General features: G+C 68.9%; 12 protein-coding genes. 7 read left to right on the plus strand and 5 right to left on the minus strand.

Annotated features, from left to right (window positions below):
• Nucleotide 1: 1 nt before the first annotated feature.
• Complete coding sequence (locus tag CSC65_RS01350) at nt 2–637, plus strand: response regulator transcription factor (protein ID WP_425501293.1); 636 nt, start codon at nt 2–4, stop codon at nt 635–637.
• A gap of 21 nt (nt 638–658) precedes the next feature.
• On the opposite strand, the gene CSC65_RS01355 is transcribed toward CSC65_RS01350, so the two are convergent.
• Entirely contained in the window at nt 659–1,708 is a 1,050-nt protein-coding gene (locus CSC65_RS01355) for an NAD(P)H-dependent flavin oxidoreductase (RefSeq protein WP_162408163.1), read from the minus strand.
• Nucleotides 1,709–1,852: 144 nt separating this feature from the next.
• The gene (locus CSC65_RS01360) at nt 1,853–2,869 is read right to left on the minus strand and encodes a sugar kinase (protein ID WP_162408164.1); all 1,017 of its coding nucleotides are present in this window, start codon (nt 2,867–2,869) and stop codon (nt 1,853–1,855) included.
• 253 nt (nt 2,870–3,122) lie between these two features.
• Between CSC65_RS01360 and CSC65_RS01365 the strand changes: the two genes are divergently transcribed.
• The 4 genes from CSC65_RS01365 (at nt 3,123) to CSC65_RS01380 (ending at nt 14,441) form a co-directional block, all read left to right on the plus strand.
• Nucleotides 3,123–5,906 carry a TonB-dependent receptor gene (locus CSC65_RS01365; RefSeq protein ID WP_162408165.1) on the plus strand — a complete coding sequence of 928 codons (2,784 nt, stop codon included), beginning with the start codon at nt 3,123–3,125 and terminating at the stop codon, nt 5,904–5,906.
• A 264-nt stretch (nt 5,907–6,170) separates the two neighbouring features.
• Entirely contained in the window at nt 6,171–9,344 is a 3,174-nt protein-coding gene (locus tag CSC65_RS01370) for a TonB-dependent receptor (protein WP_162408166.1), read from the plus strand.
• Nucleotides 9,345–9,506: 162 nt separating this feature from the next.
• Nucleotides 9,507–10,571, plus strand: coding sequence for a pectate lyase (pelA, locus tag CSC65_RS01375; RefSeq protein ID WP_162408167.1), 1,065 nt, complete (start codon nt 9,507–9,509; stop codon nt 10,569–10,571).
• A gap of 42 nt (nt 10,572–10,613) precedes the next feature.
• Nucleotides 10,614–14,441 (plus strand): LamG-like jellyroll fold domain-containing protein, encoded by a 3,828-nt coding sequence (locus tag CSC65_RS01380; RefSeq protein WP_162408168.1) that lies wholly within the window; start codon nt 10,614–10,616, stop codon nt 14,439–14,441.
• Nucleotides 14,442–14,557: 116 nt separating this feature from the next.
• Here the strand turns inward: CSC65_RS01380 and CSC65_RS01385 are convergent, their stop codons facing one another.
• Nucleotides 14,558–14,839, minus strand: coding sequence for a hypothetical protein (locus CSC65_RS01385; protein ID WP_162408169.1), 282 nt, complete (start codon nt 14,837–14,839; stop codon nt 14,558–14,560).
• A 64-nt stretch (nt 14,840–14,903) separates the two neighbouring features.
• A complete protein-coding gene (locus tag CSC65_RS01390; protein WP_425501285.1) occupies nt 14,904–15,776 on the minus strand; it encodes a rhamnogalacturonan acetylesterase in 873 nt (290 codons plus the stop codon).
• A gap of 293 nt (nt 15,777–16,069) precedes the next feature.
• Here CSC65_RS01390 and CSC65_RS01395 point away from each other — a divergent pair, with 293 nt between their 5' ends.
• Both CSC65_RS01395 and CSC65_RS01400 read left to right on the plus strand, forming a co-directional pair.
• Nucleotides 16,070–17,680: a family 43 glycosylhydrolase gene (locus tag CSC65_RS01395; RefSeq protein WP_162408171.1), complete on the plus strand. Its 1,611-nt coding sequence runs from the start codon at nt 16,070–16,072 to the stop codon at nt 17,678–17,680.
• 25 nt (nt 17,681–17,705) lie between these two features.
• The gene (locus CSC65_RS01400; RefSeq protein WP_202922806.1) at nt 17,706–18,941 is read left to right on the plus strand and encodes a sialidase family protein; all 1,236 of its coding nucleotides are present in this window, start codon (nt 17,706–17,708) and stop codon (nt 18,939–18,941) included.
• A 144-nt stretch (nt 18,942–19,085) separates the two neighbouring features.
• Here the strand turns inward: CSC65_RS01400 and CSC65_RS01405 are convergent, their stop codons facing one another.
• Nucleotides 19,086–20,723: a carboxylesterase/lipase family protein gene (locus CSC65_RS01405; protein ID WP_162408172.1), complete on the minus strand. Its 1,638-nt coding sequence runs from the start codon at nt 20,721–20,723 to the stop codon at nt 19,086–19,088.
• Nucleotide 20,724 lies beyond the last annotated feature (1 nt).

A 20,724-nucleotide genomic window follows, 5' to 3' on the forward strand; every position in this document is an offset into this window, starting at 1 on the left:
GATGGAACGGCCGCTGCGCGTCGCGCTCGCCGACGACCAGGCCCTGATCCGCGCCGGCCTGCGCGCCCTGCTGGAACGGCTGGGCATCGAGGTCGCATTCGAAGCCGAAGACGGCCAGGGCCTGCTGGACGCGCTGCTGATGCAACCGGTGGACGTGGTCCTCAGCGACATCCGCATGCCGGGCGTGGACGGCATCGCCGCCCTGCGCGAACTGCGCGACGAAGGCGACCGCACGCCGTTCCTGCTGCTGACCACCTTCGACGACAGCGACCTGCTGCTGCGCGCGCGCGAAGCCGGCGCGCAGGGATTCCTGCTCAAGGACGCCGCCCCGGAAGACCTGCATGAGGCGATCATGCGCGTGGCGGCCGGCGAAACCCTGCTCGCGCCGGTCAGCACCGACCCGGTGCGCGCGCGCTACCGCTTCCATGACGAGGCGCCGCCCACCGACACCTTCGGCGAGCGCGAGGTCGCGATCCTGCGCCTGCTCGCCGGCGGCTACTCCAACAAGGAGATCGCCCGCAGCCTGTTCCTGGCCGAGGGCACGGTGAAGAACTACGTGTCCACCATCCTGGACAAGCTCGGCACGCGCGACCGCACCCGCGCCGTGCTCAAGGCGATCACGTTGCGGATCATCTGAGGCGTACGCGAATCGACGACGCTACGCCGTCGATTCCCGGGCTGCGCCCCCCAGCGAGCGGGTGATCGCCGCCGCGTCCACGTTGCGGAACCGGCATGACACGGTCCCGGACCACAGGGGCGTGAAGTCGTCGCGACCCATCGCTTCGGCACGCGCCCGCAACGGCGCCAGCGCCTGCGAGGCCCAGGGAAACGGGGGCGGCAGGTCGGACATCGCTCCGAGATCCCGCATCAGCCGGTTGACGATCCCGCGTGCCGGGCGGCCACTGAACAGGTTGGTCAGTGCCGTGTCGATCGGGATCCGCTCCAGTGCGGCGCGGTGGACTGCAGTGGTGGTCGCTTCCCTGCACAGCAGGTAGGCGGTGCCGGCCTGGACGGCGCACGCGCCCGCTGCGAGCAGGACCTCGACATCGCCATGGTCGCCAATGCCGCCCGCCGCCACGACCGGCACGCGCAACCGTGCACGGAGCTGGACCACCAGCTCGCGCGTGGACGGCGGCGGCACGGGCGCCTGCGAGCGGAAGCCGCCACGATGGCCGCCTGCTTCGATGCCCTGGGCGATGACGACGTCGGCGCCGTTTCGCTCGAGCCAGCGGCCTTCCTCCAGCGAGGTGGCGGACGCGAGGATGGTCGCGCCCCAGGCCTTGATCCGCTGCACCAGGTGGGCCAGTGGCAAGCCGAAGTGGAAGCTGAGGATCTGCGGACGATGCGGCTCCAGCAGGTCCACCGTCGATGCATCGAGCGGGCGGCGGACACCGGCGCCTGTTTCCGCCGGAAGTTCAAGGCCCAGCTCGCGGTAGTAGGGCGCCAGCGCCGTGCGCCAGCGCACTTCGTCCGCAGCTCGCGGCGCGGCCATCGCATGGCAGAAGAAGTTGAGGTTGATGGGCAGGGCCAGCGGCGCGATCCGCCCCAGCAGTTGCCCGAGTGCCCTGGCGTCGAGCAGCGCGCAGGGCACCGAGCCCAGGCCTCCGGCCCGTGACACGGCAATGGCGAGTTCTTCGTCCTGCACCCCGGCCATGGGCGCCTGGATCACCGGCAGCGCCAGCACGCGCAGGCATTCTGGAAGATTCACCGGTCGCCCTCCTGCCCCCGCGTCGCGAGTGTATGGGCAAAGCGCGCGCCTGTAGCGAACGTGCTCGCTACCGCCTGTGCGTCGAGGGGGATGCGGAACGGGCGGCCGAAGCCGCCCGTGCCCGGTGATCCGAGACGGTGCGCGTCAGCGCTTCACGTCGTAGCGCCCTTCGCCGACCAGCGCCTCGACGTCGGCTTCCGACACCAGGTTGAAGTCGCCCGGGATTGAATGCTTCAGGCAGCCGGCAGCCAGGCCGAAGCGGATCGTGCGTTCCGGCGCCCAGCCCTTGATGAGGCCGTGCAGCACGCCGGCGGCGAAGGCGTCGCCGCCGCCGATGCGGTCCACGATCGGGCCCACTTCCTCCTGCGGCGCCAGCGCGGTGCCCTGGTCGCGGCCGACCAGTACGCCCGACAGCGCATGTGCGTCGACGTTGCGCGGTTCGCGGATGGTGCATGCCATCCACTTCAGGTGCGGGAATGCGGCGAAGGCGTCGGCTGCGCCCGCCTGCACCCGCTCCAGCGCGTCGGCCTGCGGGTATTGGCCGCCGAGCACCACGCCCATGTCGCGGTAGTCGGCGAACAGCAGGTCGGCCTCGGCCATCAGCTCGGACAGGATCGCCTTCGCATCGCCTTTCCACACTTCCCACAGCTTGGGCCGGAAGTTGCCGTCGAAGGACACCTTGACCCCCATGGCGCGCGCCGCGCGCGCCGCGGCCAGCGCGGCGGCGGCGGTGTTGGCGCCCAGCGCCGGGGTGACCCCGGACAGGTGCAGCCAGTCGGCGCCCTGCAGCAGCGCCGGCCAGTCGTAGGCGTCAGCGGCGGCCAGGGCGAAGGCCGAACCCGCCCGGTCGTACAGGACTTCGGCCGGGCGGTGGATCGCACCCGGTGCGAGGAAGTACAGGCCCATGCGCCCGGGCACCTTGCGGATGCCGCGGGTGTCCAGGCCATGGCGGCGCAACTCGCCGGTTGCCGCTTCGCCCAGCGCGTTGTCGGCCACCGTGCCTACCGCCGCCACGCCGTGGCCGAAACAGGACAGCGACACGCCCACGTTGGCCTCCGCGCCGCCGATGCGAACCTCCAGCTGCGGGCTCTGCAGGAGGCGTTCACGACCCGGCGCGCTCAGGCGCAGCAGCAGTTCCCCGAAACACACGACACGCGCCATCTTCCCTTCTCCTGAGTGCCGGTTTACGGCACGGATGGTGGCATGTCCCACCGCGTGGGCTGCCGCTGACCAGCGGTGTCAATTCTAGCCGGCCGGACGCGGATCACCAGATGGCGTCGGACCATCCCTTGCTGCGCTGCAAGATGATGCGGCTGGCGGCAGGTGTTAGCTTCCCGTTTGACCAGCGGTGTCATCCGTTGGACCTGAGCCATTCCGACCTTCGCGATTCACCGTATTTCCTTTGGGAGGGGATATGCACACCCGGAACACTCGCCGGAAGACACCGGTTACCCTGCTGGCCGCCTCGATCGGCCTCGCGCTTTACATGCCGTCCTCGTTCGCCCAGGAAGCCGCTGCGGCGCAGGATCCGGCGCCGCAGGCGACCGCCGAAGTGGCGACCGACCTGGACACCATCGTCGTCACCGGCTACCGCGCCAGCCTCGAGCGTGCGCAGGACATCAAGCGCGGCGAGATCGGCATGGTCGATGCGGTCGTCGCCCAGGACATCGGCAAGTTCCCGGACCTGAACCTGGCCGAGTCGCTGCAGCGCATCCCCGGCGTGGTCATCAGCCGTGACGGCGGCGAAGGCCGCCAGATCACCGTCCGCGGCCTGGGCCCGGATTTCACCCGCGTGCGCCTGAACGGGCTGGAAGCGCTGAGCACGGTCGGCAGCACCGACGGCCAGGGCGGCACCAACCGCGGCCGCGGCTTCGATTTCAACGTGTTCGCTTCGGACCTGTTCTCGCAGCTGGTGGTGCGCAAGACCGCATCGGCCGACGTGGACGAAGGTTCGCTGGGCGCCACGGTCGACCTGCGCACCGCGCGCCCGTTCGACTATGACGGCTTCACCGCCGTCACCAACGTGCAGGCCAGCTGGAACGACGCCGCCGGCGCCGCCAGCCCGCGCTTCGCCGGCATCATTGCCGACACCTGGGCCGACGGCAAGTTCGGCGCGCTGCTCTCGGTCGCCTACTCCGAGCGCGAGACGGTCGAGGAAGGCTCCGGCACGGTGCGCTGGGCAAACGGCCCGGCCAACGGCGGCTTCAACCCGAACTCGGCGTTCAAGCCGGCGCTGCAGGCCGACGTCTTCGCGCCGCGCTTCCCGCGCTACACGCTGATGGAGCACGACCAGCAGCGCCTGGGCGTGACCGGCGCGCTGCAGTTCCGCCCGACCGACAGCACCCAGTTCAACCTGGACATGCTGTACTCGAAGATCGACGCCGAGCGCCGCGAGAAGTACATCGAGGCCAACGGCCTGAGCAAGACCGGCGCGGCCGGCAAGTCGCAGATCCTGGTCAACGACGGCGTCGTCCAGAACGGCGGCCTGGTCTACGCGCAGATGGACAACGTCGACATCCGCGCCGAACACCGCTACGACGAGTGGGCGACCGAGTTCCACCAGATCAGCCTCGATGGCGAACACGAGTTCTCCGACAGCTTCACCCTGTCGGGCAAGATCGGCACCTCGAAGTCGGACCACAGCAACCCGGTCCAGGCGACGGTCATGATGGACAAGCTGGACGTCGACGGCTACAGCTACGACTACCGCGGCAACATGAACAAGCCGGTGTTCAACTACGGCGTCAGCCCGACCAATCCGAACGGCTGGACCCTGTCCACCATCCGCCTGCGCGAAAACTACGTCACCAACGAGTTCGACACCGGCGAGCTGGACTTCAGCTGGGTGTTCGGCCCCTCCTTCACCCTGAAGGGCGGCATCCAGGCCAAGGACTACAGCTTCGATTCGATCGAGCGTCGCCGCACCGCGACCGAGACCATCGTGCCGACGTTCCCCGGCGGCACCACCGTCGTGCCGGCCAACATGACCGAGCTGGCCAGCCTGCGCGGCATGACCGGCAACCCGGGCACCTGGGTCGTCCCGAACTTCGACCAGATTGTGGACCTGTTCGGCGTGCTCAGCGGCGAAGGCACCTTCGCCCTGTCCAACTACGCGCCCAGCGACCGCAGCGTGGAAGAGGAAGACCGCGGCGCCTGGCTGATGGGCCAGTTCGCGGCCGACCTCGGCTCGATCCCGCTGTCGGGCAACTTCGGCGTGCGCTACGTCAAGACCAAGCAGTCCTCCACCGGCATCGCCACCGCCAGCGGCGTGCCGACGGCGGTCACGGTCGATCGCGAGTACAGCGACACCCTGCCGTCGCTGAACCTGGTCGCCGAGCTCACTCCCGACCTGCTGCTGCGCCTCGGCGCCGCCGAAGTCATGTCGCGTCCGGGCCTGGGCAGCCTGACCCCGGGCGTCACCGTCAGCGTCAGCGGCAGCGCGCGCACGGTCAGCGGCGGCAATCCGCTGCTGGATCCGACCCGCGCCACGACCGCCGACCTGGGCCTGGAGTGGTACTTCGACGAAGGCGCGATGCTGGGCCTGGCGGTGTTCTACAAGGACATCGACAGCTTCATCCAGAACACCCGCGAATCGCGCGTCTACGCCGACAGCGGCCTGCCGGCCAGCCTGCTCGACGGCACCACCGCCACGGTCAACGACGAGTTCGTGTTCACCGTGCCGATCAACACCCCCGGCGGCGACCTGACCGGCCTGGAGTTCAACTACACCCAGCCGTTCACCTTCCTGCCGGGCATCTGGCAGAACTTCGGCGTGCAGTTGAACTACACCTACGTCGATTCGGAGATCCAGTACCTGCTGTCGAGCGGCGTCGCCGCGCAGAAGACCGCGATGACCGGCCAGTCGAAGAATTCGTGGAACGCCACCGTGTTCTACGAAGGCGAGCGCTTCTCCGGCCGCATCTCGGCGACCAACCGCGACGACTTCCTGATCCAGGTGCCGGGTACCGAGACCGGCTTCAACAGCGCGGCCAACGGCGTTCACGGCCAGAGCGGCACCACGGTGCTCGATGCCTCGGTCCGTTACAAGCTGGCCGACAACGTCGAGCTCAGCCTGGAAGGCAGCAACCTGACCAACGAGCCGCAGGAATCGTGGGTTTCCAACCCCAACGTCTCGCTGCCGCTGGAATACAGCGAGACCGGCCGCACCTTCCTGCTGGGCATGCGCTACACGTTCTGATCCTGTCCATGCAGTCGTGATGCAAGCCGGGGCGGCCCGACCGCCCCGGCTTTTTTTGTCCGCCGCCCGCGCGGTCCGGCCCGGCGGAGTGCACCGATCGCGTGCGTCCAAGGTGCTGCGCTGCAAGATGCCAACCCTCCGGGGCGCTGTTAGTTTTGCCTTTGACCATCGGTGTCATCGACACCAGCCATCGCCGGAACCACGGTATCGCCGTCCGATCCGGCTCCACGCCTGCGCAACGACACTCCTGGGAGGGAAAACCCGATGCAGCATCACGCCAGTCTTCGGAAGACACCGGTTACCTTGCTTGCCGCCACGATCGCCATGGTGCTTTCCGCACCGGTCGTAGCCCAGGAAGTGGAAGCGCCCACGCCCGGCGGGAACATCGCCGACCTGGACAAGGTGACCGTCACCGGCTACCGGCAGAGCCTGCAGAAGTCGCTCGACGAGAAGCGCTTCAGCACCGAGCAGGTGGATGCGATCTTCGCCGAGGACATCGGCAAGTTCCCCGACCAGAACCTGGCCGAGTCGCTGCAGCGCATCGCCGGCGTGTCGATCGACCGCGAAGGCGGCGAAGGCCAGCGCATCTCGATCCGCGGCCTCGGTTCGGACTTCACCCGCGTGCGCCTGAACGGCCTGGAGGCGCTGGCCACCGCCGGCACCGGCACCGGTGGCGTCAACCGCAGCCGCGGCTTCGACTTCAATACCTTCGCCTCCGAGCTCTTCAGCCAGGTCAAGGTCAACAAGACCCAGTCGGCGCAGATGGACGAAGGCTCGCTGGGTTCGACCGTGGACCTGCGCGCCTCGCGCCCGTTCGACTACGACGGCTTCCGTGCGTCGGCCAGCGCCCAGGTCGGCTACGGCGAGCTGACCGAGAAGTTCGACCCGCGCGTCTCGGGCCTGGTGTCCAACACGTGGGCGGACGGCACCTTCGGTGCGTTGCTGTCGGCGTCCTACAGCAAGCGCAACGTGTACGAGGAAGGCTACAACCCGGTGCGCTGGGAGCACGGCAACCACCGCAACTCCAACCAGTCCACCGCCGCCAACAACGGCACCTACGGCTTCTGCTCGCCGGTCGGCTACAACCCGCAGACCCCGCGCAACCCGCTGGCCAACGAGACCCCGGCCGGCAGCGGCTCGCAGGCCAACCAGGACCGCAACAACGGCTGGGGCAGCTTCGGCATCACCTCGACCACCTGCGGCACCGGCCTGCCGCGCCCGGCCAACACGCCGGGGAACATCGCCGCCTACGAGACCGCGACCAACGCCTGGCTGCCGCGCTACCCGCGCTACATCCGCACCGCGCACGAGATCGAGCGCATCGGCGTGACCGGCGCGCTGCAGTGGAAGCCGTCCGACGACACCGTGCTCAGCTTCGACGCAATGTATTCGAGCCTGTCCAAGGACCAGCGCGAGGACTCGCTGGGCGCCAACCTGCACCGCGCCGCCAACCTCGGCGGCAAGACCCAGATCGTGGTGCGCGAGGCCGAGGTCGACAGCATGAACCGGCTGACCTACGGCGTGTTCGACAACGTCGACTTCCGCACCGAGTCGACCGCGATCGAGGAAAGCACCGAGTTCCAGCAGTACAGCCTGACCCTGGAGCAGCACATCAACGACTCCGTCCGCCTGGACGCGCAGATCGGCCACTCCAGCTCCGATTACGAGCGCCCGGTGTTCTCGCTGGTCAGCTTCGACAACCAGAACATGGACGGTTTCGTCCTGGACCTGCGCGGCGACCCGGACATGCCGCGCATGACCTTCCCGTTCGCGCTCAACGATCCTTCGGCGTGGTCGTGGCTTGGCTATGGCGCCGTGCCGGTGAACAGCAACGGCACCGCGCGCGGCACCAACATCAGCGAGGTCCGACTCAACCCGCAGTATGTCGAGAACACGTTCGACACGGCCAAGGTCGACCTCGAGTTCACCCTCAATCAGACCTTCACCCTGCGTGGCGGCCTGGCGTACAAGAGCTACGACATGAGCTCGGAGGAGTACCGGCACATCAGCTACGGCCGCCTGGCGCAGGCGCTGCCGGCCGGCGTGGGCGTGGGTGACCTGAGCACCACCCTGGATGGCTTCGGCAACAACCTGTCGGGCGCCCCCGCCAGCTGGCTGGTGCCGGACTTCAACAAGGTCGCCGAGCTGCTGGACATCTACTGCAACTGCAACAGCGGCGCGCTGGGCGGTGATTACCGCCTGGCCAGCGTCGGCCACTTCGGCGCCTCCAACAACAACTTCGAGGTCAACGAACGCAGCCTGGGCAGCTACCTGCAGCTGGACTTCAACACCGAGCTGCTCGAGCGCGCGTTCCGCGGCAACGTCGGCGTGCGCGTGGTCAACACCCAGATCACCGCTTCCGGCTGGGCCCCGTGCGCGGCGACCAACCCGGCGCAGAATTCCGAGAACTGCGAGGCCTTCTTCGGCGTGGCCAGCGCCACGGCCGCGGCCGGCGACCGCTACCTGGTCTCCACCGAGGTCACCCACGACTACCAGGACGTGCTGCCGGCCCTGAACGTGGCCTGGGACCTGACCGACGAACTCGTGCTGCGCTTCGGCGCGGCCAAGACCATGGCCCGTCCGGCGCTGCTGTACCTCTCGCCGGGCGTCAGCGGCGGCCCGACCCAGTACTTCGACGATGGCCGCACCTACTCGATCAACCTCGGCAACCCGCAGCTGGAACCGTTCCGCTCGACCAACTACGACCTGATCGCCGAGTGGTACTTCGCCGAAGGCGCGCTGCTGTCCGGCGCGATCTTCTACAAGGACATCGAGAGCTACATCCAGCGCACCCGCCTGCTGAGTACCTGGGAAGACATGGGCTACCCGCTGGACCTGCTGCCGGCCGGCTTCGGCCCGGACACCGTGTTCAACGTGCAGAGCTACTTCAACACCCCGGGTGGCCCGTTGAAAGGCTACGAGCTGACCTACCAGCAGCCGTTCACCTTCCTGCCCGGCGCATGGCGCAACTTCGGCCTGCAGCTGAACTACACGCATGTCGAGTCCGAGATCACCTATCTGTTCAGCACGGCGGCCAACAGCAACACCACCGTCGTCACCCAGTACACCAACAACGACCTGATCAACCTGTCGCCCAACTCGTACAACGCGACGCTGTACTACGACGACGGCCGCTTCAGCGCCCGCCTGTCCACCAGCTACCGGGACGGCTACATCAGCGAGATCCTGACCCGCGAGAACGTCTGGGACCTGGACGGCAACCAGCTGATCACGCCGGACGTGACCGGCAAGGACTCGGTGCAGAACGTCGACTTCAACATGGCCTACCGGTTCGGCGACAACCTGACCCTGACCTTCGAAGCGATCAACCTGACCGACACCGCCGATTCGCGCTACGTCGACTCGACCCTGAAGATGCCCGACCGCTACACCGTCAACGGCCGCCAGTACTTCCTCGGCGCGCGCTACAAGTTCTGACCTGATGGCCCGCTCGCGAACGGCCTCCCCCGGGCGCGAACGGGATCTCCACTCGCGTCCGCCGGCGCTCCGGCGCCGGCGGACCGCGGGTGGCCCGTGCTGGAAGATGCGCACCGGGGCCCGCCGCCACGCGGCGGTTCCCGGCCCGTGGAGACCCTGCCGATGACGCCTTCGATCTACCCGCGACTGCTGCTGGTGCTGCTGGCCGCGTTGCCGGCCGCCTGCGCGAGCGCGGCGGCGCCCACGCACGCGGGCGATCCGGTCGCCGAAAACATGCTGTTGCTGCAGACGCCTTCCGGCGGCTGGTCCAAGCACTACCGCGAGAAGAAAGTCGACTACGCGCGGACCTACGACGCGGCCGAACGGGCCGCGCTGCACGCGCCAGGCCGCCACGACGATGCGACCCTGGACAACGAGGCCACGACCCGCGAGATCGCCTACCTGGTGCAGGCGCATGCGCGGACCGGAAACCCGGCCTACCTGGACGGTGCGCGCCGCGGCGTCGAGTACCTGCTGCGCGCGCAGTACGCCAACGGCGGCTGGCCGCAGTTCTACCCGGACCACTCCTCGTACCGGCACCAGATAACGCTCAACGACGATGCGATGGTCCATGCGATCGGCCTGCTGCAGGACATCGCCGATCGCCGCGGCGACATGGCGCTGCTGGCTCCCGAGTACGGCCCCCGCGCCGCTGCGGCCGTGCAGCGCGGCCTGGACAGCCTGCTCGCCCTGCAGGTGCGGATCGATGGGCAGCCGACGATCTGGGCCGCGCAGTACGACGAGACCACCCTGCAGCCGGCCAAGGCCCGCGCCTACGAGCTGCCATCGCTGGCGGTGGCCGAGTCGGTGGCGGTGGTGCGCCTGCTGATGCGCCAGCCCCGACCGGACGCACGCACCGTTGCGGCGATCGAGTCGGCCGCACGCTGGCTGGAACAACACCGCCTGCCCGACCTCGCGCTGCACCGTTTCGACGCCCCCGCCGAGGAGACCGGCAAGGACGTGCGGGTGGTCGCCGAACCGGGCGCCTCGCTGTGGGCGCGCTTCTACGACCTGGAACGGCAACAGCCGTTGTTCGTGGATCGCGACAGCCGGCCGGTGCGGTTCGCCGACCTGCCCAACGAACGCCGGACCGGCTACGGCTGGTACGGCACCTGGCCGGAGAAGCTGCTGGCACAGGAACTCCCGCGCTGGCGCAAGGTCCATGCGGCCGGCGACGCGGCGCCCTGAGGCCACCCATACTCACGCTCATGCAAGTGGAACACCGATCCGATGACTGACCCGATGCGTCCCGCCCTGCTCGCCGTCCTCGTTGCCGCCACCCTGGCCGCCGCGCCCGCCCATGCCGGCAACGACGTCGACCGCACGCCACAGCTGCTGTTCCGCGTCTCGGCCGACGAGGGCTTCGTGGCCGACCACGCTGGAGGCGAAGCGGTACCGAACTTCCAGGACCGGGTGAAGATTGTTCCGACCGGCGTGCAGGGTGGCGCGATCGAATGGGCCGACGACGGCGTACTCGCCTGGAATGCGCCGGGGAACATTTTCGCCGAGCGCGGCACGCTGTCGTTCTTCTGGCGCCCGCGCTACGCAGTGGGCGAGGCGCCGTTCGTGATCTTCCGCGTCGGCTATGCCGACCACAGCAGCTGGGACATGGCCTGGCTGCGCATCGACTGGAACGGCCACGGGTTCGATGCCTTCGTCACCGACGCCAACCTGGCGCGCACGCGGGTGTCGTTCAAGCTCGACAAGGCGCCCGGCCCGGAGGACTGGATGCACCTGGCATTCGCCTGGGACGAAACCCAGGGCGTGCGCCTGTACATCGACGGCAAGGAAGTGGCCAAGGTCGACACCACCGCCGACTACGATGCCGCGCTCGACCAGCTCGGCCTCGCCGGACGGGTGATGGCGCCGTACCAGGTGCAAAGCCGCTACAACTTCCTGCGCGGCAGCGACTTCGACGAGATCCGCGTCTACGACCGCATGCTCGACGCGCCGGCGATGGCGACGCTGGCCCGGCGCGGCGATTTGGCCCGCGCGGTAGCGGCGACATCGGTGGCGATTGGCGACACCGCGCTGCGGGCTGCCTGGCAGCACCGCCATGGCTGGGACCACGGCGCGCCGCCGGCGCTGGCGTCGGCGACGACCTCGATCCGCACGCTCGGCTTCGCCGACGTCAAGGACAAGAAGCAGTGGATGTGGAAGGGCACCGACGGCATTCCCGAGACCACCTGGCCTGGCGTGTACAACCGCTCGCGACTGGCGGGACGCGATGACTACTTCCAGCTGCCGGACTGGAACACCTACGTCGAAGGCGGCCAGGCGCTGGACCTGGCGATGCCCGACGAGCCGTTCAACCGCATCGAGATCCGCGGGGCCGCGTATGGCAAGGCCAGCCACGGCACCGATGTCGCGCACCAGGCTGCGCTGTTCGAGCGTCCGCAGGGCATCGTGCGCAGCGTCGACCAGTTCGCGCCACGCAAGGGCGGCCATGTCCGCTTCACCAACACCACGCAGGAAACCCCGATCCAGGAGATCTGGGCCTACAACGTGACCGATGCGGCCGAGCCGCAAGGCACGGTCAAGCAGACGTATCTCGTCGACAGCAAGGTGCTTCCCGACTACGGCAACGTGCAGGCCTTGCAGCAGTACATCGACGGCCGCTTCCTCCCGGGCGCACGCAGCACGGTGATGGCGCTGCCCAAGGGCGCCGGTTCGCGCAAGCGGAGTGACGGCACCCTGCCGGCTTCGCCAGAACCAATCGTGCACGTGCTCATCCCGTCCAGCGTCGGCGACGCGCCCGCCGCGCAACCGCTGATCCGCAGCTGGGCGCACAGCTGGGAGAACATGTATGACGGCCTGGATGGCGTGGCGATCGACATCCCCGCGCTGGATCTGCCGGCGACGCAGGACGGGCTCATCCCGCTCAACATCCGCATCAAGGATCCGATCTGGCCCGCGCGCGACATGATCGACGTGTCGGTGTCGGTCAAGCCCGGCCAGAAGCGCACGCTGTGGCTGGACCTGCGCGATCGCATCCTCACCGCCGACAGCCTGTGGATCAGCGTCGCTTCGGCCACGCCCGGCTTCAACGCGGCGTCACTCGATGGCGCCGAGATCCGCCTGGTGTTCAAGGACCGGGCGGAAGCGAAGAAGGAGCACGTTGCCGACCGCTTCAACCAGGTGCGCGACAACTGGGGCTTCCTGGTCGAGGAGCACACCACCTCCAAGCGCCAGCGCCTGTACGCGCGCGTCCATGCCGACCTCTCCGACCTGCTGCGCGTCGATCCCGACCACGAGCAGGGCCGCCAGTACTGGAACTACATCAGCTACAACAGCCAGGGCCGACCGGCGTTCACGCTGCCGCAGGCGCCGAAGGGCGTGCCGCAATGGGCGTTCCTGCAGACGCAGGACATGCAGTACGTGCGCCGCTTCATCGACTGGTGGATCGACAACCGCCAGGTCGAGTACGGCGATTTCGGCGGCGGCCTGTCCGACGACTCCGACCTGGTGCAGCAGTGGCCGGGCGCGGCGCTGATGGGCATCAAGCCCGACAGGCTCAATGCGTCGCTGACCGCCGTATCCGATGCGATCTACCGCAACGGCATGTTCGCCCACGGCCTGAGCACGATCGAAACCGACGAACTGCATGCCTACGAGGAAGGCATCAACGCCAACAGCGCGATGCTCTACCTCAACTGGGGCGATCCGCTGACCGTCGAGCGGCTGATGGAAACGGTCAAGGCCTACGACGAGAAGATCATCCTGCCCAATCCGCAGGGCCACCTGTTGTGGTCGAGCAACTGGTTCGGCGGCAACAAGGTCTACCGCGACCCGAACTGGCAGTGGCAGAAGCCCTATTCGTTCCCGGCGCTGCATCCGGCGTTCCTGGTCGGCGACTGGAATGCCGATCCGACCGGTCGCAAGCTGGTCACCGGCCTGGCCGACGGATACCTGGCCCACGCCTACACCGCCGAAGACGGCACCTGGGTGTTGCCGAACGAGATCAACTGGGCCACCGGCAAGACGCGCGGCGGCGAACTGATCAGGGGTTCGGGCGGTGGCGACACCATGCACCTGTTCTGGACCGCCTGGCGCTGGACCGGCGACGAGCGATATCTCAAGGCGCTCGACTACCGCGCCGGCCGCAGCGGGCCGGGCAGCCTGTCCAACCTGGGCGAGAACTACATCGGCGTGCTCGGCCGCCAGGACGATTGGGGCAAGGCACTGGTCGCCGCCGCGGACAAGGGCGATACCGGTTTCGCCAGCCTGGCCGCCTGGCAGGAAACCGGCGACAAGAAGTACCTGGAGGCGATGCACGCCGAATCGATCGAGCTCAAGGCGCTGCGCGAGTACATGGTCACCGAGGGCCACTGGTGGTCCGATCGCGTGGAATCGGCCAGCGAGCTTCTGCAGCGCGAACGCCTTGGCGGCGTGGCGCTGGAACGCAACCAGTCGTATCCGGGGCATACGGTGAGCTGGCGTTTCGCCCGCGAAGGCGGCGCCGAGCAGGTCGCGATCCTGATGCCCGACGCACGCCGCGACCGCTTCAAGGTGATCGGCTTCAACCTCGACGGCAAGGCGCATCCGGCGACGCTGACCGGCTGGAACGTCGAACCGGGAACCTGGCGCATGACGTCGGGCGTGGATCGCGATGGCGACGACCGCATCGACGGCAAGGCCGCCACGCGCGAATTCACCCTGGAGAAGAGCAATTCGGTCGACGTGCTATTCCCGCCGATGCAGACCGTGGTGATGGAGTTCGAACTGGTGGAGAAGGGCACGGCCGTGGAGACGCGTCCGGACCTGGGCATCGGCCGTGGCGATGTACGCGTGGCCGGCGATGCGGTCGAGGTGACCGTGCACAGCCTGGGCCACGTGGCGACCGGCGCAGGTTTTGCGGTGCTGGAAGACGCGCGCGGCCGCGAGCTGGCGCGCGTGGCCGTGCCGGCGCTGGCCGCGCCGACCGACCTGCTGCCCAAGACCACGACGGTGTCGCTGCCGCTTGGTGGCCGCAAGGCCGAGGGCCTGTTCGTTCGCGTGGCTCTGGAAGGCCAGGCCGAGGAAGTCACGCACTTGAACAACCGGCGCTCGGTGCACTGAGTTCGGCGTGAGCGCAGGCAAACGAAGAAGGCCGGGCTTGTCCGGCCTTCCTCCTTTTTTGGAACTACGTGCCGCGGAGCCCAGGTCCACCTTCACGGCGCCGGGCAAGCCCGGTTCTACAAGGGCAGCGCCTTGGTCAAGGCGACCGTCGCCAGCGCCGCGACCAGCCACGCGGCCACGCGCTTGAGCAACGCCGTATCCAGCCCGTCGCGGGCGGCCGACTCGCGCGGCGTGTTGAAGCCCACGACCAGCGCATGCGCGGGCAGCGCGATCACCAGCAGGAAGGCGAAGATCCAGTTCAAGGTGTCATCACCCAGGCGTGGCCAGAGCAGCGGCATCACCACGCCCGCGAATACACCCGCCAGCGCGGCGGTGACGGGCGTGGGCGTGATCTTCATGCGCGGCATCCTGTCCGGTTGTTTCCGCAGTCTAACGGTCGCGCGAGGGAAGCCGGGTCGTCCTTCATGGAATCAGGTTGCGTCGCAGCGCCGGCACCTGCCGCGCGAGTTCGTCGGCGACGGTGGCGGCGAAGAAGTCCGCGCCCTCGCGACCCAGATGGGTGTAATCGAACGCGGCCTTGGGCGTACCCATCGGCTCGACCGCGGCATTGTCCTGCGCCACTGCGCGCGTCGGCGTCGGCTTCGCCACCGCATCGACCGTCATCGGGGGCGGTGCGCCGATGGTGGTGCCGGCCTGTGCGGCGGTGACCTGCGCGGGGAGCGGCCGCGCCTGGGCGAAGCGCATCGCCTGGACCGGACCCATGCCCTGCACCGCGGCGACGCTGCGCGCGTGGAGGTCCACCAGCGGCACATCGAGTTCGGCGGCGACCTTGCGCGTGGCGTCGGCCCACGGGGCGAGATCGTCGATGAGCACGCCGTCCTTGAACTGGCGCCGGGTCAGCGGGGTCAGCAGCACCGGCACGGCACCCGCAGCGCGTACTTCGCGAACGTAGCGGCGCAGGTTCTCCGGGAACTCGGTCGCCAGGTCGGTCGAACGGCCGGGCTTGCCCGGCTGGTCGTTGTGGCCGAACTGGATCAGCACATACACGCCACCGGCGTAAGCATCGCCGCGCATCTCGTGCAAGGCGATGTCCCAGGATCCTTCGGCGCGGTAGTTGTAGGTGCTGCGCCCGCCGCGGGCCAGGTTCACGCAGGCCAGGAACGAGGCCACGTGGTCGGCGCAGAACGACGGGCCCCAGCCGCCCTGCACCGCGGTGGTCGAATCGCCGACCAGGATGATCTTGCTGGCGCGGATGGGCGTGACTGGCGGCCGTTCGGCCACCGACGGATCGACCGTGGCCTGGCTGGCGGCGGCACAGCCCAACAGCAGCAGCAATAAGGGCAAGCGGGAAAGGCGGCGGCGAGCGGCGGTCGAAGGGTCGGGCATGGCGTCTGGTCTGGTTTCGGAAGAGGTCCGGCGGACCGGGACCGGAGTGGACTATCGGTGTCATCCGGCCATGGCGAACCACCCGCGGACAATCCGACTTTAGCCGCGCCCGCGCCGCGCACCGTGTTGCGGCGCAGGATGCCGGTAGCGCATGCGGTCTGCTACGGTCGACTGACCATCGGTGTCATCCGTGGTTTTCGCGACTTCGCACCGCCTCCCCCGCGCCCGCCCAAGGACCAGACATGGCCCTCCGTCCATTTCATTCCCTACTGTTCCTCACACTGCCGCTGCTCGCGACCCTCGCACTGGCGCCCATCGCCGGCGCGGTCGATGCCGCCAGCCCGTGGAAGCGTGGCATCGAGCACCAGCGCCAGGCCGACCTCGGCGACGGCACCTTCCTCAACCCGGTGTTCGCCGGCGACCGGCCCGACCCGTCGGTGCTCAAGGACGGCGACGACTATTACCTGACCTCGTCCTCGTTCGACGCTTATCCCGGCCTGCCGATCTGGCACTCACGCGACCTGGTGAACTGGCAGCCGCTCGGCCACGCGATCACGAAGAACGTCGGATCGATCTGGGCGCCGGACATCATCAGGCATGGGGACCGCTACTACATCTACTTCCCCGCCCGCACCGGCGGCACCGAGGGCGTCACCCGGAGCAACTACGTGGTCTGGGCCGACGACATCCGCGGTCCCTGGAGCGAGCCGGTCAACATCGGCCTGGGCAAGTACATCGACCCGGGCCACGCGGTCGGCGAAGACGGCAAGCGCTACCTGTTCCTGTCCGGGGGCGACTACGTGCAGCTGGCCGACGACGGCCTGAGCGTGGTCGGGGAACCGAAGCACGTGTATGACGGCTGGAAGTATCCCGAAAGCTGGGACGTGGAGGGCTACGCGCAGGAAGGCCCGAAGATCAACAAGCGCGGGGACTGGTACTACATGACCACCGCGGTCGGCGGCACCGCCGGCCCGCCGACCGGGCACATGGTGATCACCGCGCGCTCCAGGTCGATCCATGGCCCGTGGGAGAACTCGCCGCACAACCCGATCGTGCGCACCGTCGACCGCAGCGAGCCGTGGTGGTCGCGCGGACACGCCACCGTGATCGAAGGTACCGACGGCCGCTGGTGGACGATGTACCACGGCTACGAGAACGGCTACTGGACGCTGGGCCGGCAGGCGCTGCTTGAACCGATCGAGTGGACCGACGATGGCTGGTTCGTGGCTAGGGGCGGTGACCTCGGACAGCCGCTGAAGAAGCCGGGCGGGGAGTCGGTGGGCCAGCACGGCATGGCGCTGTCGGACACGTTCGACGGCAAGCGACTGGGACACCAATGGTCCTTCTTCAATCCCGCGCAGGACGAGTACCGGCGCCTGTCGTTCGGCAACGGCACGATGAGCGTGCAGGGCAAGGGCAAGACGCCGCGCGACAGCTCGCCGCTGACCGTGATCGCCGGCGACAAGGCCTACCAGTTCGAAGTGGAGATGGAGATCGAACCGGGTGCGATCGGCGGCGCGCTGCTGTTCTACAGCGACCGCCTGTACGTGGGCGTGGGCAGCAATGGCGAGAAGTTCGTCATGCACCGCTACGGCCAGGAACGCCCGAGCAACGGACTGGCCGCGGGCAAGGGCGGCAAGCTGTGGCTGCGGGTGACCAACAACCAGCACATCATCACCTTCCATACCAGCACCGACGGCAAGACCTGGGAGAAGTACCCGGTGCAGATGGAAGTGTCCGGCTACCACCACAACGTCGCCGGCCAGTTCCTGGCGCTGAAGCCGGCGATCTATGCCGCCGGCGAAGGCAAGGTGCACTTCCGCGACTTCAGGTATCGCGCGCTCGACTACTGAGCGCGGCCACAGCTACGTGACTCGCATGTTGCCCGCCATCGCGTTCGCCATCGCGGCTGCGGCCGCGATGATCCCTGCCGCGCAAGCCGGGTACCCGACCTCCGTGGAGGCCGCGCCGTACTCGCTGGCACCCGGGCTGTTCGAGCCGGCTTCGCCGGACCTGGGCCTGCGCCGCGCGCCGGGCACCGAGGACATCACGGTGTTCGCGCCTGCCGCCGGGGAGGGACTGTTCAACAACGGCGCGGTGCTGGTCGGGTTCAAGGGCCGGCTGTACGCGCAGTGGCAGAACTCGGCGCGCGACGAGGATTCGCCCGACACGCGCGTGCTCGCCAGCCACAGCGACGACGGCATCCACTGGAGCGCGCCGCAGGTCCTGGTGGCGGCCGGCAGCGGCGACACGATGTATTCCAACGGTGGCTGGTGGAGCGATGGCCAGACGCTGGTTGCCTATCTCAACGTCTGGCCAACCGGCTTCCAGTCGGGTGACGGCGGCTGGACCGAGTACATGCTCAGCCGCGATGGCGCGTCCTGGTCGGCGCCACAGCGCGTGCTCGGCGCGGACGGTGCGCCGGTCGAGGGCATCATCGAACAGGATCCGCATGCCCTGGCCGGTGGCCGCGTCATCACCGCGTTCCATACCCGGCCGGGGATGATCGTCGCGCCGTTCTTCACCGACGATCCGCTCGGCATCAGCGGCTGGCAGCGCGGCGCGATGGCCAACCTGCCGCACGAGGGCCGGGTCAGCCGCGAGCTGGAACCGAGCCTGTTCCTGCGCCGTGATGACGACGGCGCGGAGTGCGCGGTGATGGTGTTCCGCGACCAGGCCAGCAGCTTCCGGCAACTGGCCAGCGAAAGCTGCGATCGCGGCGAGCACTGGACGACGCCCGCGCTGACCGCGATGCCCGACGCCCGGGCCAAGCAGAGCGCCGGCAACCTGCCCGATGGCACGGCGTTCCTGGTCAACGCGCCCAACATCGATCGCGTGCGCATCCCGCTGGCGGTGACGCTGTCGAACGACGGCGAATGCTTCGATCGCGCCTTCCTGCTGCGCGGACGGCGCGACCTGCCCGCACTGCGCCACGAGGGTCGCTACAAGCGACCTGGATACCACTATCCCAAGAGCGTGGTCTGGAGCGGCTTCCTCTACGTGGCCTACGCCATCAACAAGGAAGACATCGCGCTCACCCGCGTACCGGTGTCGTCCTTGCAGGATGAAGCCAGGCGAGGCGCCGACTGCAGCGGCAGCATTTCAGCCCCGTAGGGGCGGGCATGACCGCGACACCGACACCGTCGGCAGAGGCGTAAGCGGCGTCGCGAGTCCCACGCCCGTGTCGCGGTCATGCCCGCTCCTACAGGAGGCAACACGCACTGCGCGCACATGCCGAACCCAGCGTCGCGCTGGCGCCTACATCGTCCCGCGCTGCACGAACGGTGCCTGCTGCCAGAACCGGCGCTCGCCACCCCGCGGGTCGTCCGCCAGCGTCGCTGGCACGTCGAACAGCAGCGTCTGCCGCCGCGCCATCGTGTACGGCTCCCAGCGCGCGAGGCCGGCGTGGTTGGGATCGCCATGCCGGGCCAACGCCAGCAGGGCATCGCTCATGCGGTCGGCCAGTGCCTGCGCATCGGCGCCGTCTCCGGTACGCGAACCCGGCTGGCGCACGTTGTCGAAAACCAGCGGGATATCGAGCGTGTGGAAGGCGCGGAACTTCCCTTCGTCCAGCGGCGAACCCCAGTCCAGCTGGTACGCCCAGGTCGGTGCGGCCCCGGCCGGCTGGCGTGCGCGCGCCTCGAGCTCTTCCACCGCGCCACGCCAGGAGCGGCCGGCGGTGGTCGCGGCGAAGAACACTTCCGACGGCGTGTACTGCGGATAGAGGCGGCGGTACTCCTCCACCACCAGGTCGCTGCGGATATCGACGAACTGCTGCCGCTCCAGCCGCGCCGGCAGCTCGTCCCAGGCCAGCGCGAAGTTCTTCGCGTCGTTGCCCAGGAAGGCGCGGGTCTCGTCGCGGGTGTTGCCGATCACCATCGGGATCGCCATCGACTGCGCCGGCGCGTCGGGCCAGAACGGATGCCGTGGTACCACTTCACCGTCCATCACCGGGCCGAAGTACAGGCGCGTGTCCTCCACGCGCGAGAAGTCGCGCACCATGGTCGCCTCCAGGAGCTGCGCCGCCGGCAGCGCGCGCAGCCGTGCGATCGCGTCGGGCGCGGCCGGATCAAGGCCCAGCGTGGCGATGAACAGCTGCGCGCGTTGGGTCGCCGCACGCGGCCCGGCCGCGGTGACCTGCTGCCCGCTCATCGTCCAGGCGCGATGGAACAGCCCGCGCGCAGCCGGCATCGCCATCAGCGTGGCGATCTTGGCGCCGCCGCCGGACTGGCCGAACACGGTGACATTGGCCGGGTCGCCACCGAAGCCGGCGATGTTGTCGCGCACCCATTGCAGCGCCAGCACCAGGTCGAGCTGGCCCGCATTTCCCGACGCCCCGAGTCCGCTCCCGGCGACCTGGCCGAGGTGGAGGTAGCCGAAGGCGTTGAGGCGGTGGTTCACGGTGACCACGACTACGTCGCCGCGTTGGCACAGGCGCGTGCCGTCGTAAAGCGGATTGCTGCCCGAACCGGTGTCGTAGCCGCCGCCGTGGATGTAGAACAGCACCGGTCGCTTGCCGCCGTCGCGCAGGGCGGGCGTCCACACGTTGAGGAACAGGCAGTCCTCGCTGCCCGGACCGTCGTTGCCACGCTGCGGTGCAGAGCCGCCGAAGGCCAGCGCCGTGGCGACGCCGTTCCATGCGTGCGGCGCGCGCGGCGCCTGGAAGCGCGTAGTCGAGGTGTCCGCGCCGTAGCGGATGCCCCTGAACACATGCAGGCCTTGCTCGCGCGCGCCGCGCACGCGTCCGGCGCGGGTGGCGGCGACGGTCGTGGCTTCGCCGGCGGCGAACGCGACCGGCGCCATGCCCACCAGCGCGAGCCCGGCGCCTGCCACCTGCAGCAGGCGGCGACGTCGCGGGTCCAAGGGCAGGGCTTCGTCGGGGGAAAGGTCGGTCATG

The organism is Pseudoxanthomonas daejeonensis, from assembly GCF_010093205.1.
Classification (GTDB): domain Bacteria; phylum Pseudomonadota; class Gammaproteobacteria; order Xanthomonadales; family Xanthomonadaceae; genus Pseudoxanthomonas; species Pseudoxanthomonas daejeonensis.

Bases quoted from the DNA above. Each gene is read 5' to 3' on its own strand.
- CSC65_RS01395 (WP_162408171.1), top strand. From the start codon at position 16,070: ATGGCCCTCCGTCCATTTCATTCCCTACTGTTCCTCACACTGCCGCTG.
- CSC65_RS01385 (WP_162408169.1), bottom strand. From the start codon at position 14,839: ATGAAGATCACGCCCACGCCCGTCACCGCCGCGCTGGCGGGTGTATTC.
- CSC65_RS01380 (WP_162408168.1), top strand. From the start codon at position 10,614: ATGACTGACCCGATGCGTCCCGCCCTGCTCGCCGTCCTCGTTGCCGCC.
- pelA (WP_162408167.1), top strand. From the start codon at position 9,507: ATGACGCCTTCGATCTACCCGCGACTGCTGCTGGTGCTGCTGGCCGCG.
- CSC65_RS01400 (WP_202922806.1), top strand. From the start codon at position 17,706: ATGTTGCCCGCCATCGCGTTCGCCATCGCGGCTGCGGCCGCGATGATC.
- CSC65_RS01350 (WP_425501293.1), top strand. From the start codon at position 2: ATGGAACGGCCGCTGCGCGTCGCGCTCGCCGACGACCAGGCCCTGATC.
- CSC65_RS01360 (WP_162408164.1), bottom strand. From the start codon at position 2,869: ATGGCGCGTGTCGTGTGTTTCGGGGAACTGCTGCTGCGCCTGAGCGCG.
- CSC65_RS01370 (WP_162408166.1), top strand. From the start codon at position 6,171: ATGCAGCATCACGCCAGTCTTCGGAAGACACCGGTTACCTTGCTTGCC.
- CSC65_RS01365 (WP_162408165.1), top strand. From the start codon at position 3,123: ATGCACACCCGGAACACTCGCCGGAAGACACCGGTTACCCTGCTGGCC.
- CSC65_RS01405 (WP_162408172.1), bottom strand. From the start codon at position 20,723: ATGACCGACCTTTCCCCCGACGAAGCCCTGCCCTTGGACCCGCGACGT.